This is a genomic window from Tenacibaculum sp. MAR_2009_124 (genome assembly GCF_900105455.1).
GTDB lineage: Bacteria > Bacteroidota > Bacteroidia > Flavobacteriales > Flavobacteriaceae > Polaribacter.
Map to the genome: position 1 here is coordinate 582,860 of NZ_FNSF01000005.1, position 16,120 is coordinate 598,979.

Genomic DNA, 16,120 nt, shown 5'->3' on the forward strand with positions numbered 1-16,120 from the left:
AAGCTTTTTTTTAAGTTTTATATAATTGAGCTTAAAGGAAAATCTTAATATGTGTTAATTATTTTGAATTAGGTATGGGTTATAGTACTTTCATCGTTTCAACCAAAACATCAACTAAATGAAAACCATTCTAAAAACGGCCCTAGTGCTGTTGTCTTTGAACGTAGCAGCGCAACAAATGCCCACTTCTTCAAAGATTATGAAGCAATCTTTGAAAGATAAACAGGCTCTTCATAACAATTCAATTGTTAAAAACATCTCTTTTAAGAATATTGGCCCAACAGTAATGAGCGGACGTGTTGTTGATGTTGATGTAAACCCTAATAATACCGCTGAGTTTTATGTTGGGTATGCATCTGGTGGTGTTTGGTACACAAATAACAATGGAACAACATTTACTTCCATTTTTGACAACTCTCCAACTCAAAATGTCGGAGATATTGCTATTGACTGGAAAACTGGTGTCATTTGGGTTGGAACAGGAGAAAACAATTCTTCTCGTTCGTCGTACGCTGGTATTGGTGTTTTAAAATCTACTGATAAAGGAAAAACATGGGAGAACATGGGATTACACGATAGTCATCACATCGGAAGAATCCTTATAAACCCAAATAATTCTAAAGAAGTTGTTGTTGGAGTGATTGGTCACTTGTACTCTTCAAATGAAGAAAGAGGAATTTTTAAGACCGTAGATGGAGGAAAAACATGGAGTAAAACATTATTTATAAATAACAAAACAGGAATTATAGATATTCAGCAAGTGCCTAATGATTTTAATGTTTTATACGCCGCGTCATGGGAAAGAGAGCGTAAAGCATGGGATTTTGACGGTGACGGCTCAGGGTCGGCTATTTATAAAAGCACTAATGCTGGGAAATCATGGGTAAAGATTACGGAAAATAGTGGTTTCCCTGAAGGAACAGGAGTTGGTCGAATTGGATTAGCTGTTTTTAATGAAAATACAGTATACGCCATTCATGATAACCAATTCAGAAGGAAGAAAGAAAAATCTAAAAAGAAAACTTCAAGTTCATTGACTAAAGAAGACTTTAAAACAATGAGTGTTGAAGAATTTTTAGTTTTAAAAGATAAAAAGCTTAATTCATATCTTAAAACCAATGGATTTCAAGAAAAATACAGAGCTCAAAACGTAAAACAAATGGTACGTGCTGGATCGGTTAAACCTATTGATCTTGCTAAGTATTTAGAAAATGCCAACACCTTACTTTTTGATACTCCTGTTATTGGGGCTCAAGTTTTTAGAACTACGAATGGTGGTGAATCTTGGAAAAAAACACATGAAGGATATTTAGATGATTTATATTATTCATATGGATACTACTTTGGTGAAGTAAGGGTTGATCCAAGAGATGAAAACGGAATTTACGTTTTAGGAGTTCCTATTTTAAAATCAAAAGATGGAGGAAAAACATTTAATTCGATCAGTAAAGAAAATGTGCATTCTGATCATCAAGCTTTATGGATAAACCCTAAAAAATCTGGACATTTAATTGACGGGAATGATGGTGGTTTAAACATTTCTTATGACGACGGAGAAAACTGGACAAAACTAAACTCTCCTGCCGTTGGGCAATTTTATTCAGTATATGCCGATAATCAGAAAAACTATAATGTATACGGAGGCTTACAGGACAATGGTGTTTGGGTTGCTAATAATAATGCTAAAATGAATAAGTCATGGAAGCAATATGGTAAAAACCCTTACGAAAACTTAATGGGAGGTGACGGCATGCAAGTAGCTGTCGACGACAGAAATTCCAATATAGTTTACACAGGTTATCAATTCGGAAACTATTACAGAATTGACAGAGAAACAGGTAAACAAAAATATATTCAACCTAAGCATACTTTAGGAGAAAACCCATATCGTTTCAATTGGCAAACCCCCATTTTGCTTTCAAAACACAATCAGGATATACTTTACCTTGGAGGAAATAAATTGCACCGTTCATTAGACCAAGGAAATAATTGGGAAACTATTTCTGAAGATTTAACTCAAGGAGGTAAAAAAGGAAATGTTGCTTATGGAACATTAACAACTATTTCTGAAAGTCCTTTTCAGTTTGGATTGTTATATGTTGGTTCCGATGATGGTTTAATTCATATTACTAAAAACGGTGGTGGATCATGGGAAAATATTTCAACAAACCTTCCAAAAGATCTTTGGGTAAGCAGAGTCATTGCCTCTAAACACAAAAAAGAAAGAGTATATGTTACTTTAAACGGATATCGCTTTGACGACTTTACTAGTTATGTTTTCCAATCGGATAACTACGGAAAAACATGGAAAAGGATAAGTAGTAATATTTCAACGTCACCAGTAAACGTTATTAAAGAAGACCCTGCAAAAGAGACTATTTTATATGTAGGAACTGATAATGGCGCTTATGTTACTTTCAATAATGGTGAGGAATGGCATCCATTTTCTAAAATTCCGAATGTTGCAATTCATGATTTGGTTATTCAACCGAAAGCAAAAGAACTTATATTAGGAACTCATGGACGCAGTTTGTACAAAGCTAACATCGCATCTTTCCACTATCTTAAAAATACTAATAACAACACTCTTTTCCCTATAAAAAACATAAGAAAGAGTTCATATTGGGGTAATTCATGGAGCACATGGCTGAAATCAAATACACCTAAGCATGCAATCGCTTTTTTCTCGGATTCTGATAAAAAAGTAACTCTAACCATTAAATCAGATGATATTGTTGTAAATACAATTACCGTCAATGCGACCAAAGGATTTAACGAGACTATTTATGACGTTTCTTTTTCTGAAAAGGGTAAGAAAACTTATTTAAAGAAGAAGAAAGAGGTTCATCTGAAAAAAGCTAAAAACGATGTATATTATTTACCAAAAGGGAAATATACAGTTGAATACTCAGGAGAGAAACAAACTTTTGAAGTTAAATAAAAAAAGCGCCTAAGGGCAGTCATGGTCGGAAGATTTTTCTTCCGACTTTTTTTGTTTCTAAGAAATAAAAAAAAATTATTTTAACCTGCTGTTTTTCAGCTGTTTAACTTGTTTTTGAGTATTGTTTCCTGTATCTTATATACTGATAATTAAGCTATTATGTCAGTATTTAAAGATCATAAAATATCCGTAAAAGAATTATTAGGTATTATTCCAGAAGCTCTTTTATCTAAATTATCATCCACAACTAATGTGGATTATTACACCAAAGTGCTTCATGGTAAAAAAATGTTTTATTTGTTGCTTTATGGTATTGTAGAAAACGAAAAATTAAGTCAACGTACCTTAGAAGATACTTTTAATGATTCTCTGTTTAAAACTCTTTTCAATTTAGATAAATCAGAATCCATCAGAAGAAGTTCTATCTCAGAAAGGTTATCTAAAATTGATTCCGATTATTTCGCTCAAATATATCAATGCATTTATAGCCAGTTTCACGATGCTTATCCAATGACTTCTAATAACGAAAAACATCAATTAGTTCATGTGGATAGCTCGATGGTTAGTGAAGCTGCTAGTAAATTATTAGAAGGAATTGATCATAAAAATGGTAAGAAATCTGTTAAATATACTATTACCTTTGATGGTTTATTGCCTTGTGAGTTTAAAGTGTTTACAGAACCTAAGTATTCCAGTGAAGATATGGCTTTGCCTGAAGTTATAATGGATCATGTAAAACAACACAAAAATCATAAAAATATTTACGTCATTGATAGAGGTCTTCAATCTACCAGAACCATGAAAGATTTTAGTGGTAATGATATTTATTTTATTGCTAGAGCAAAAGAAAATAGAAAATATGTAGAATTGGAATCTTTACTCGATAAAAATCAAAACTCTGACCTAGGAGAGTTAAGCCTTATAAAAGATAGTAAAGTATATCTGTATACTGGTAAAGCTATAAATAATAAGAGAGGAAATATTCACTATAAACAAGAGTTAGTAAAGACTCCTTTACGTTTGATTGTTGCAAAAACAAAAACTGAAGATCACAAAGAATTTTGTTTTATTTCTAATCAATTTGATCTCTCTGCTAAGGAAATTACGCAAGCCTATAGAAAGAGATGGGATATTGAGGTCTTTTTTCGCTTTATAAAGCAAGAACTAAATGTAAGTCACTTAGTATCTTTGAATAAAAACGGAATCAAAGTAGTTCTATATATGACTTTAATTGTAGCAATGTTAATAGCAATCTATAAAAAAGCTAACAATATTGGGTATAAAACGGCTAAAAGAAGGTTTAAAATGGAACTCAGAAATTTAGCCATTGCTATGATTGTGGTAATTTGTGATGGAAATTTAGATCATTTTGAAACTTAAAAATAAATGGTCGGAATTTCTTCCGACCATGACTGGCCTAAGGGCGTTTTTTTTGTCTTAAATCTAAATTTAATTCAAAATAAAACCCTCCCTCAATGTTAAAAGATTAATATCTTTGTTTCATGGGAATAATACAAGTAAATAATATCCGTTTATTTACCAATCACGGATGCTTAGAAGAAGAAGCAAAAATAGGTTCAGAGTATAAAGTTGATTTAGAAGTAAAAGCTGATTTAACCAAATCTGCTCAATCGGATGTGTTAGTGGACACGGTTGATTATGTCCATTTAAATAATATTGTAAAAGAAGAAATGGCTATTCGTTCTAAGTTATTAGAGCATGTAGCTAAAAGAATTTTAGACCGTATTTTCGAAGAGTTATCTTTAGTGGAACAAGCTGAGGTTAAGGTTGCTAAAATCAACCCTCCAATTGGTGGAAATGTTGAGGAAGTTGTTATTATTTTAAAAGATACTCGTAAAAATTAAAAAACATTTGCAATAAACAATAAAAGGTGTAAATTTGCAATCCTAATCATTAATAGGGTGTCGTGGCCGAGTGGCTAGGCAGTGGTCTGCAACACCATCTACAGCGGTTCGAATCCGCTCGACACCTCAAGAAAAAACCTGATCAATGATCAGGTTTTTTTTATGCTTTACAATTTCGTCTAATTCTCATGAGAATTGAACCACTTTTAAAACTAAAACACAGAACTCCATTCCTGTTACCAACAATTCTATTTCTTATTACTTTAAGATACTCCCCTATTTCCAAACGGTAAAACATTCGACAATTCCATCTATATTATTTTTCTTAAATTCGGGTCAACCAAATTAAAAACCAAACTATTATGTCTAAATCATTTTTAACCCTTAAGGGAGTTCAAAAATTAAACAAAGAAGATCAAAAAGAAATTAACGGAGGTTTCTCTGGACTTTATTGTTATAGAAACTCAGATTGTTGGAAAATTGATAGAGCTTCTTTTTGTAATAGAAATAATTGCATCTTTTTCTAAAACTTTAAAATGCGATCCTCGGGTCGCATTTTCATATATTGTAATTATTTGGTTTTAAGAATTCAAACTAACACTTTAAAAATATAGCAATACTCCCTCCAAAAACTGACTCTTTTGCTTTTTATTAACAAAAAATTAGTTAAAATTCTGCATCTTTGTAGCTATGCGTATATATCCTATTGAAACAGGTAATTTTAAATTAGATGGGGGTGCCATGTTTGGCGTTGTACCAAAATCGATTTGGCAAAAAACGAATCCAGCCGACGATAAAAACATGATTGACATGAGTATGCGCTGCCTGCTCATTGAAGACGGAAACCGTTTAATTTTGATCGATACTGGTCTCGGTAACAAACAATCTGACAAGTTTTTTGGATATTATTATTTGTTTGGAGATTTTTCATTAGATACTTCTTTAGCGAACCACGGTTTTCATCGTGATGATATTACTGATGTTTTCTTAACGCATTTACATTTTGATCATTGTGGTGGTGTTATCCAATGGAATAAGGACCGAACTGGATATATGCCAGCATTTAAAAACGCTAAAGTTTGGAGTAACGACAGGCATTGGCAATGGGCAGTTGAACCAAACCCCCGTGAAAAAGCTTCTTTTTTAAAAGAGAATATTCTACCAATTGAAGAAAATGGACAACTGAACTTCATTCATCGAAATGCTAAAGATCAAATAGGATTTGATGTAATATTTGTAGATGGGCATACAGAAAAACAAATGTTACCTAAAATTGAATATCAAGGTAAAACAATTGTTTTTATGGCCGATTTATTACCAACGGTTGGACATATTCCTCTTCCTTATGTAATGGGCTACGACACAAGACCGTTACTTACCATTAAAGAAAAGCAAGTTTTTTTAAGCGAAGCAGCTGACAAGGAATTTTATTTATTTCTAGAACATGATGCTCATAATGAGCTTTGTACTGTTAAGCATACCGAAAAGGGTGTTCGTTTAAAAGAGAGTTATAGATTTATAGACATTTTTAATTAAGATAGAAATTATGAGAGTTTTAAAGCCTGTATTTTATTCGGCTATGGCTATTACAACCTTAGTAGGTTGTTCTTCAATAAGTAAAATCCCTGTACCTTCAGGTAGCAATACTGTTGTTAACATTGCTCCGAAAAAAGCACCTTTAACAGAATACCAAGAAAACAATTGGCAACATTTAGATTTAGCAACGGACTCAATTCCGGGAATGAGTGTTTTAAAGGCTTACAAGTTTTTAAATGGTAAACAAGGAACCGAAGTAGTTGTTGGCGTTGTTGACAGTGGTACAGACTTAAAGCACGAAGATTTAAAAGATGTTGCCTGGGTTAATAAAAATGAAGTAGCTGGTAACGGTATTGACGACGACAAAAATGGTTATGTTGACGATATTACTGGATGGAACTTTCTAGGAGAATCGTATGCTGAACACTTAGAATATGAGCGTATTTTAATGAACCCATCTATTGCTGATGCTGAAACATTAGCGGAAGTAAAAGCTTTTCAAGAAACAAAAGTTGATGAGGCTCATAAAACGAAAATGAACTATGGAAACTACTTATTTGGCTGTGCAGAGTCTAGCAAAGTTTTAAAAGATCATTTTGGTAAGAATGATTATACTGCTAAAGATTTAAAAAACATAAAAAACCCAACTCCAGAAATAGAAAGAGCGGTAGCTTTTGCAGGGCAAATGTTTAGCTATTTTTCGTCTCTAGATGAAGCAAAAGAATACTTCGAAAAAGAGCTTAAAAAAGCTGATAAAACTATTAATGGAGAAAACTTAAAGGAAGATTATCGTAAAGTTGTTGGAGACAATGCCTACGACATAAATGATAAGCCTGGATATGGTAATGGAAAGACTGGGCACTCCGAAAAGGGAGAGTCTCATGGTTCGCATGTAGCTGGAATTATTGGTGCAACTAGAGGTAACGGTAAAGGTATGGATGGTGTAGCTGGAAACATCAAAATAATGGCAGTAAGAACCGTTTCTGATGGTGACGAGTATGATAAAGATGTTGCTTTAGGTATTCGCTATGCTGTTGACAATGGGGCGAAAGTACTTAACACAAGTTTTGGTAAAGCCTTTTCACCTAATAAAGAATGGGTATATGAAGCTATTAAATATGCCGCTAAACATGATGTGTTAATTGTTAATGCAGCAGGAAATGACGGAAAAAATATCGATGTAGAAAAAACCTTTCCAAACGATGCTCCAGATTTAAAAAATGAAATCGCTGATAACTTTATTACGATCGGAGCGATGAGTTCGAACTATAACGAAAGTTTACCAGCTAGTTTTTCTAACTATGGTAAAATAAATGTAGATGTTTTTGCTCCTGGAGTTGATATATACTCAACGACTCCAGAAAATGAATATGGTAAGAAAAGTGGTACATCAATGGCTGCTCCTAATGCTGCTGGTGTAGCTGCGTTAGTTCGTTCTTATTACCCACAATTATCAGCAAGTCAGGTGAAGCATATTTTGATGAACTCTGGAACTAAAATTGACATTAAAGTGTTAAAGCCAGGTTCTCAATCGCAATCATCTCCAAGAGGAATTTTAGTTCCTTTCTCTGACCTATCAGTTTCTGGACGTGTAGTTAACACTTACAATGCCTTAAGAATGGCTGACAGAATGGTAAATGGAAGAAAATAACAAATTTAATTTAAGTATATTTGAAAAGAGCATTTATGAAAATTAAATGCTCTTTTTGCATAATAAGAGGACTATTTTAATTAAAATTAATTCGTGTGAAAAAAATAATATTAGCAGTACTATCTCTTTCTATATTAAGCTGTGCTTCTGCACAAAATCAACAGACAGCAGATAACATTCAACAAAAAAAGAGCAATAATGGTTATTGGCAACAACATGCTGATTACACCATGGATATCGATGTAGATGTAAAAAAGTATCAATATAAAGGAAAGCAGAGTCTTATTTATACAAACAACTCTCCTGATGCCCTAGATAAAGTTTTTTATCATCTATATTTTAATGCCTTCCAGCCTAATTCTCAAATGGATGTTCGATCAAGAAATATTCAAGATCCAGATAGACGAGTTGGTGATCGCATTAGCAAATTAGCTCCATCTGAAACAGGTTATATTAAAGTGAAAAGCTTGAAACAAAATGGTATTGATGTAAAGTTCAAAACAGTTGGAACTATTCTTGAAGTTACTTTAAACCAACCTATTCAACCAGGAGAAAGAGCGACCTTTGATATGATCTTTGATTCTCAAATACCTAAACAAATTCGTAGATCAGGACGAAACAGTAAAGAAGGGGTTGCTTTATCAATGACGCAATGGTATCCGAAAATGGCTGAATACGATTTTGAAGGATGGCACACTCCTCCTTATTTGGGAAGAGAATTTCATGGTGTATGGGGAAATTTCGACGTAACCATTCATATCGACAAAAAATATACAATAGGAGGAACAGGCTACCTTCAAAACCCGCAAGAAGTTGGACATGGTTATGATACAAACGGCCTTCCTGTTGAAACTGTTAAAGGCAAGAAACTTACTTGGCATTTTAAAGCACCAAACGTACACGATTTTACTTGGGGAGCTGATCCTGAATTTATTCATGACACCTATTCAATGAAAAATGGTACCATTTTACATTTTTTCTACAAGAAAAATTTAGACAAAATATATTTAGAGAACTGGAAGAAATTACAAAGTAAAACGGCCGACTTAATAACCTATTTCAGTGAAAATATTGGGCAGTATCCTTACAAACAATATTCTGTAATTCAAGGAGGAGATGGAGGTATGGAATACGCTATGTGTACCTTAATTACTGGACAACGAAAATTTGGAAGTTTATTCGGTGTTACTGCGCATGAGTTAGCACATACTTGGTTTCAATTTTTATTAGCTACCAACGAAGCTAAACATCCTTGGATGGATGAGGGCTTTACAACATATATTTCAAATAAAGCTGTAAACGATATAATGAAACAAGGTAAAAAGAACCCTAACTCAGGGTCTTATGGCCACTATAATCATATCGTAAATAAAAATACAGAAGAACCTCTAACAACACATGCCGACAGATACCATACAAATGGAGCCTATAGCATGGGGAGCTACTCTAAAGGAAGTATCTTTTTATGCCAATTAGAATATATTATTGGGGCTAAAAACGTTCAAAACACATTGAAAAAGTATTTTGATGATTTCGCGTTTAAACATCCCACACCTAACGATATTAAAAGAACTGCAGAAAAGGTTTCTGGAATTCATTTAGATTGGTACTTAAACGAGTGGACGCAAACAACACATACAATCGATTATGGAATTAAAGGAATAGATGGTAAAAATGTTACCCTAGAACGTGTAGGTCAAATGCCTATGCCTATCGATATTAAAGTAACTTATACCGATGGTTCTAAGGAAATGTTCAACATCCCACTAAGAATGATGAGGGGAAGTAAACCAACAAGCGCAAAAGTTATTGAAGACTGGACTTTTGCACATCCAACCTATACTTTTACAGCTTCAAAAAATGTAAAGTCAGTTGAAATCGACCCTTCTAACCTCATGGCTGATACGAACCTATCTAACAATACATTAAACAACCAATAAACACTAAAAAACATACAAAGGTGGAGAAAGTTCTCTGCCTTTTTGTTTTATATACTCTTTTGCAAACTTTAAGTACTTTTTTACACCTCGCATTTATAATTTGAAATAGCCATCAAAGCAACTTTTTTTGATTTCTGCTATCGGAACTTGTTTAAACAAATTCTCAGAATAAAAAGAAAAAACAGTCTTCCTGTTTAATCACTTCAACTAAAACAAGTGTTACCATCCCTCGTAAGTAGCTTTATCATAAAACTTCAGTAGATTTCTTCGTAACAACATCGAAATCGAAGTACATAAATACTTCATTAATTTACTATTCACCTCAACCAAACAAAACCTTTAAAAATATTTTAAATATTTAATTTTCAAAATGTTGCATTTGCAAACAAAATGATTTAAGTTTAGATAATGTAAATCAAAAAAATATCGTTCAACATAAAAAATTATAAATAGAGCTCTAAGTTAAAAACATTTTAACTTAAAAATACATACATAGAACGAACCATATAAGGCTTACATCGAAATTAAAAATGTAAAATCAGGTTACTAGTATTTTAGTATTCGATCTTTTAATAAATACCTGACAATTTTAAATACAGTTAATATTAGTTATGACGATTACGGAATTAGAAGAACATTTAAAAAACTGTAAAGACCTCAAAAATCCGGCAGATAACTTAACAGAAGAGAATAGAGATGCTATAATTTCTACTATTTTTCTTTGTAACCCAAACGTTGTATATATGTATGAAACTACGCATCATAACATGCAGAAAATAAAGGTGCAAAGACAATGGTTATTCGAAATAACGAAAAACCATAAATCATACGACTTAATTGTAGATTTATCAAGATCCAAACCACCTAGTGCAGAAATAAGAGAAGGTATTAAAACATTTCTCAACGATAAAATGAATCGCATATACATTTATATAGGATCGAACGTTTTACTAAAACTAGCTGCAAAATTTGTTTTATACTCCGTATTTAAAGACATGGATTACAGCTTTGTAAGCTCAAGAGAAGAAGCCTTAAAATTATCTGTTAATGACAATTAGCGTTGAATTTTTAAAAAAAGTGATTCAACATATTGTTGATATCTCAAATGATAAATGCTCAATATCGGAGAAAGATATCATTTCTGCTTATGAAGAGAATGAATTAAAGGCTGAGTTATTATCAGGATTATTTTTCCTGTATGAAACGATTACTCTTCACAAAAAACGACTCAATGAAAAAAATAAGGTTCTGGAAAAAAACAATATTGAGCTAGAAGAATACGCTCATTTAGTTTCCCATGATTTAAAATCGCCTTTACGTGGAATACATTCACTATCAGAGTTTATAGAAGCAGATTTAGAAGTTAAAAACTATCAAGGAGTTACCGATTATTTGATTCTTTTAAAAAAGAGGATTGAAAAAATGGATAATATGATTAATGGTGTGCTAAAGTATTCCAAAATAAGCAAAAGCAAAGCACCTATTGAAAAAGTAGATGTAGCCAAATGCATCAATGAAATTTATGAAACCTTTTACAAATCGGATGTTGAGTTAACCATTACCAATAAATTTCCGCTTATTAACAGTGAAAAAGTAAAGATATTTCATCTTTTTTTTAATTTAATAGAAAATGGAATTAAACATAATAGTAAGCCAAAAAAAACAATATCAGTTTCTTACAATGACAATGTTAACGACCATATTTTTTACATAAAAGATAATGGCTTAGGAATTCCGAAAAAATACCAAAAGAAAATATTCTCTCTATTTGAAACCCTTGATGGTGAGAACAAGAATAACACAGGTATTGGTCTTTCAATAGTTCATAAAATTGTTCTTGGACTTGGTGGAACCATCGGATTAGAATCAGAGCTAAAAAAAGGAAGTACATTTATAATAACACTTCCCAAAAACACAAATTCTGAAACAATAGTACTTTAAATTTAAATACGTTACAATACTTTTAACTCACCAAAACACTTCATACAATTTAATTTGGTGAACAATAATTTTCTCTTTTTTAAAAACACCTCTATACCTCAGCTTAGAATACCTTTATACGTCAACTATTTTACGTAATTTTGTGAAACATTAACACGCGATATAAAAGAAATGTCAGAAGAAAAAAAATCGTTAAACTTTATTGAACAAATAGTTGAGGAAGATTTGGCTAATGGAATGCCAAAAGAGAATTTACGTTTTCGTTTTCCTCCTGAACCTAATGGTTATCTGCATATTGGACATACAAAAGCGATTGGTATCAGTTTCGGACTAGGAGAGCAATACAATGCTCCTGTTAACCTTCGTTTCGATGATACAAATCCTGCTAAAGAAGAGCAAGAGTATGTTGATGCTATTAAAAGAGATGTTACTTGGCTAGGTTACCAATGGGCTAGCGAACGTTATTCATCTGATTATTTCCAGCAGTTATATGATTGGGCTGTTCAATTAATAAAGGATGGTAAGGCTTATGTAGATTCCCAATCTTCTGAAGAAATGGCGCAGCAAAAAGGTACACCAACCGAGTCTGGTGTTGCTGGACCATATAGAAATCGTTCTATTGAAGAGAGTCTTGATTTATTCACCAGAATGAAAGAAGGTGAATTTGAAGAAGGCACGCATGTTTTACGTGCTAAAATTGACATGGAATCTCCAAATATGTTAATGCGCGATCCTCTTATGTATCGTATTCTAAAAAAAGTACATCACCGAACTGGTAACGATTGGGTTATTTATCCAATGTACGACTGGACTCATGGTGAAAGCGACTATATAGAACAAGTTTCTCACTCATTATGTTCACTAGAATTTAAGCCACATAGAGAGCTTTATAATTGGTTTAGAGATAATGTACATGGCTACAGCAAATCAACTTATCCATTAGCTCCTAAACAACGTGAATTTTCACGTCTTAACTTAAGTTATACTGTAATGAGTAAACGAAAGTTAATGAAACTGGTTGAACAAGAAATTGTTTCTGGTTGGGATGACCCAAGAATGCCTACAATATCTGGCTTAAGGAGAAGGGGCTACACACCTGCTGCCATAAGAAGCTTTATTGAAACAGTAGGAGTTTCAAAAAGAGAAAATGTTATTGACGTGGCCTTACTAGAGTTTAAAATTAGAGAAGACCTAAATAAAACGGCAAACAGGGTAATGGGTGTTTTAAATCCTGTTAAATTGGTTATTACCAATTATCCTGAAGCCAACGAAGAGCTTTTAATCGCTGAAAACAACCCAGAAGATGAAAACTCAGGCACACGTGAGGTTCCATTTTCAAGAGAGTTATACATAGAACGAGAAGACTTTAAAGAGGAGGCTAATAGAAAATATTTTCGTTTAACTATTGGCAAAGAAGTTCGTTTGAAAAATGCTTATATTATAAAAGGAGAAAGCTGTATTAAAGATGAGCAAGGAAACATTACAGAAATTCACTGTACATATGATCCACTAAGTAAATCTGGTAGTGGTACAGAAGAAAGTAAACGTAAGGTAAAAGGTACATTACATTGGGTATCTATTAAACATGCTGTAAGCGCTGAAGTTAGAGTTTATGATCGTTTATTCTCTGATGAAGCTCCAGATAGTCATAAAGACAAAGATTTTATGGATTTCTTGAATCCTGACTCTTTAAAAACTATTAATGCTTTTGTTGAACCAAGTTTGCAAGAAGCTAAAATAGGAGACCGTTTTCAATTCCAGAGACTGGGCTATTTCAATATTGATGATGATTCAACTCCTGAAAAACTAGTATTTAATAAAACAGTTGGCTTAAGAGATACTTGGGCCAAGTCGAATAAGTAATATCATATTTTTCACATAAAAAAGCCCGCAATTTGCGGGTTTTTTATTTATTCAATTTCAAATATTTCGTTCTGTATCCAGTTGGCTCTAAGCTTAAACTCCTGAGGCATATAAAGTACTTCTTCGGGTTGAATTCGTTTTAAATAATTTCCAGTATCCCAAATACCATTATTATTATCATCAATAATCGCTCTTACTGTATACTCTTTGGGCTCCAATAAATCGAATGTTATCTTTTTTGACGATTTAATTTTTTCTTCAATAGCAACCTTATCACCAAGTAGTAATTGAATGATAACCATTTTATTCTTCGTATTTCGAATATCTAATACAATACTACCATAATCTTCTATATCTTTTGTTCCGAACTGATAGTTTAACGTATCATTTTTTGTTTCATATAAATCGCCAATCGCATTGGGTAATACTTGCATGCGATAGTTCCAATTCCTTTTTGATTCAAATAAAACAGCCAATCTATTTATGTCCATCTTTTTCAATGTATAAGGCACTTTAATCGTGTCTTTATCTACAAATGAAAATTTAGTCGAATCAATCATCTTAATAGGATTGTTCGTTTCCAAAAACAACGTATCTCTTGGATTTAAAATAGAAGATATACTTGACATTACCTTTAAAGAATCGATCTTCTTTTTTCTTAAACGTACCGTAATAGTATCAATAAAGTCCTTTTTCATTACCAAAAAGTTTAAAGAATCTACCTCTAAAGGTGTGTGCCAATAAAATAACGTATCCTTCTCTTTTTCGAATTGAGTAAACGACTCAAATGAGTCAGAGGTTTTAGATAACAATTTTACTTTTAAACCCTTCTTCCCTCCTTCAAATCCAAATTGGATTTTACCTTTAAACAATTCTTTTCCTCGCTTAAATTTAAATGGTTGTTTTTCTCTAAACAACCTTATTTCTTTGGCTATAATACTATCCCTTGGTAATTCAATAGTATCATTTATAAAACCTAATTGATCCGTTTTAGGGTTAAACAAATAATCATTTGCAGGCTCTTTTAAAGCCATCATAAAATACTTTCCCTCCTTAATATTTGTAAAATTAAAATGTGTAGAATCTAAGGTATTCGTAACATATTCGGGTTTCTTTTTATATACAATCGAATCTGTAAACGAGCTGTCGAGTTTATACAATAAAATACTAATGTTTTTTTCTTTCTCTCTGTTAAACGAATGTGTAATATTTCCGCTTACTTCAAGAGAATCAATAGTAGTTCCTGTAGAAAACACATACTTAAAACTCTCTAATTTATTTCCTTCGTTATTATCTTGAACTGCATTTCCAAAATTAAATGTATAAGTAGTATTCGGCTTTAATGTATCTAATATTTTAATATTGAAATATTTACTCGGTGTTCCTTGTGGAGTAATAACCAACGGGCTTTTTAAAGGAGGTGAAACAACCAATTGCTTCGTTAAATCTTTTAAAACCACATACTCATCAAAATATATTTTAACTGCTTTTTCATTAAAATTAATACTTTCATACGGAGGATTTGCCGTAATCATAATTGGAGCATCCTCATCTTTTGGTCCTCCTTCAGGTCTCCCTTTGCGAGCACAACTAGAAATTAATATGGCTAGAAAAAAAACACAAGTTTTTGACATTATCTTCACGAAGCAAGTATTTTAAATAAGTATCAAAAGTAGTAAAATAACAGTAACCAATGCTTATCCAATCTCAGTATATGCAATAGTACATATACTTATTTTGATATTTTTAACTTTTAACAACTCCTCACAACAGGAAACCAAAGTTGCTCCAGTTGTAATTACATCATCAATTAACAAAACATGTTTATTTTGTAAATATTCAAGATCGGAGATATGGAATTTAGAATCTGCATTGGAAAACCTTTCAAAACGCCGCTTTAACGTTTGACTTTCATTTTTAGAAACTCTTTTTAATACATTGATAATATATGGAACTTGCAAATAATTACTAAGTACCCCTCCAAACTTACTCACCTGATTATAACCACGTAACTTCAGTTTTTTCTTATGCAATGGCACTGGCAAAACAATGTCAATTTCCTTAAATAACTTTAATCTTTCAATTTCATAACACATCCTTCTTCCAAGAAAAACGCCAATGTTTTGTTCTTTTTTGTATTTTAACTCATGAATTAATTTTTGAGTAATTCCAAATTTAGTAAAGTACAAGAATGAATATACATTTTCAACGGGTACTTTTCCGAAGAAAATATTTTGTAACATATTTTTTGTTGACTCGTTATATACAATAACAGGGAGGTCGTTTAAACAAATAGTACATAAAAATTGCTCATTTCTTAAAAGTATGGATTGACAATTAACACATACATCAGGAAAAAAAATAGAGAATATATCTTTTAAGG

Annotated in this window: 12 protein-coding genes and 1 tRNA gene; 11 read left to right on the top strand and 2 right to left on the bottom strand. The window is 32.2% G+C overall.

Features of this window, described 5'->3' with window-relative positions:
• Positions 1-118 precede the first annotated feature (118 nt).
• The 11 genes from BLW23_RS13230 (at position 119) to BLW23_RS13275 (ending at position 13,737) form a co-directional block, all read left to right on the top strand.
• Positions 119-2,941, top strand: coding sequence for a glycosyl hydrolase (locus BLW23_RS13230; protein ID WP_176829825.1), 2,823 nt, complete (start codon positions 119-121; stop codon positions 2,939-2,941).
• Positions 2,942-3,100: 159 nt separating this feature from the next.
• Positions 3,101-4,321 carry an IS4 family transposase gene (locus tag BLW23_RS13235; protein WP_093667314.1) on the top strand — a complete coding sequence of 407 codons (1,221 nt, stop codon included), beginning with the start codon at positions 3,101-3,103 and terminating at the stop codon, positions 4,319-4,321.
• Positions 4,322-4,443: 122 nt separating this feature from the next.
• The gene (folB, locus tag BLW23_RS13240) at positions 4,444-4,806 is read left to right on the top strand and encodes a dihydroneopterin aldolase (RefSeq protein WP_093670603.1); all 363 of its coding nucleotides are present in this window, start codon (positions 4,444-4,446) and stop codon (positions 4,804-4,806) included.
• Positions 4,807-4,862: 56 nt separating this feature from the next.
• Positions 4,863-4,933, top strand: a tRNA-Cys gene (locus BLW23_RS13245).
• 235 nt (positions 4,934-5,168) lie between these two features.
• Complete coding sequence (locus BLW23_RS23265; RefSeq protein WP_176829826.1) at positions 5,169-5,333, top strand: hypothetical protein; 165 nt, start codon at positions 5,169-5,171, stop codon at positions 5,331-5,333.
• Positions 5,334-5,496: 163 nt separating this feature from the next.
• A complete protein-coding gene (locus BLW23_RS13250) occupies positions 5,497-6,342 on the top strand; it encodes an MBL fold metallo-hydrolase (protein ID WP_093670605.1) in 846 nt (281 codons plus the stop codon).
• A gap of 10 nt (positions 6,343-6,352) precedes the next feature.
• A complete protein-coding gene (locus BLW23_RS13255; RefSeq protein ID WP_093670607.1) occupies positions 6,353-7,993 on the top strand; it encodes a S8 family peptidase in 1,641 nt (546 codons plus the stop codon).
• Between the two features lie 95 nt (positions 7,994-8,088).
• Positions 8,089-9,933, top strand: a complete 1,845-nt coding sequence (locus BLW23_RS13260; RefSeq protein WP_093670609.1) for a M1 family metallopeptidase — start codon at positions 8,089-8,091, stop codon at positions 9,931-9,933.
• A gap of 611 nt (positions 9,934-10,544) precedes the next feature.
• The gene (locus tag BLW23_RS13265) at positions 10,545-10,991 is read left to right on the top strand and encodes a hypothetical protein (protein ID WP_093670611.1); all 447 of its coding nucleotides are present in this window, start codon (positions 10,545-10,547) and stop codon (positions 10,989-10,991) included.
• Positions 10,981-11,874 (top strand): sensor histidine kinase, encoded by an 894-nt coding sequence (locus tag BLW23_RS13270; protein ID WP_093670613.1) that lies wholly within the window; start codon positions 10,981-10,983, stop codon positions 11,872-11,874. Before BLW23_RS13265 ends, BLW23_RS13270 begins: the two co-directional genes overlap by 11 nt.
• A 171-nt stretch (positions 11,875-12,045) precedes the next feature.
• Positions 12,046-13,737 (top strand): glutamine--tRNA ligase/YqeY domain fusion protein, encoded by a 1,692-nt coding sequence (locus BLW23_RS13275; protein ID WP_093670615.1) that lies wholly within the window; start codon positions 12,046-12,048, stop codon positions 13,735-13,737.
• 47 nt (positions 13,738-13,784) lie between these two features.
• Here BLW23_RS13275 and BLW23_RS13280 read toward each other — a convergent pair whose 3' ends face one another.
• Together BLW23_RS13280 and BLW23_RS13285 are read right to left on the bottom strand one after the other, a co-directional pair.
• On the bottom strand, positions 13,785-15,371 hold the full coding sequence (locus tag BLW23_RS13280; protein WP_093670617.1) for an Ig-like domain-containing domain: 1,587 nt from the start codon (positions 15,369-15,371) through the stop codon (positions 13,785-13,787).
• A gap of 63 nt (positions 15,372-15,434) precedes the next feature.
• The gene (locus tag BLW23_RS13285) at positions 15,435-15,980 is read right to left on the bottom strand and encodes a ComF family protein (RefSeq protein ID WP_255362793.1); all 546 of its coding nucleotides are present in this window, start codon (positions 15,978-15,980) and stop codon (positions 15,435-15,437) included.
• Between the last annotated feature and the right edge of the window lie 140 nt (positions 15,981-16,120).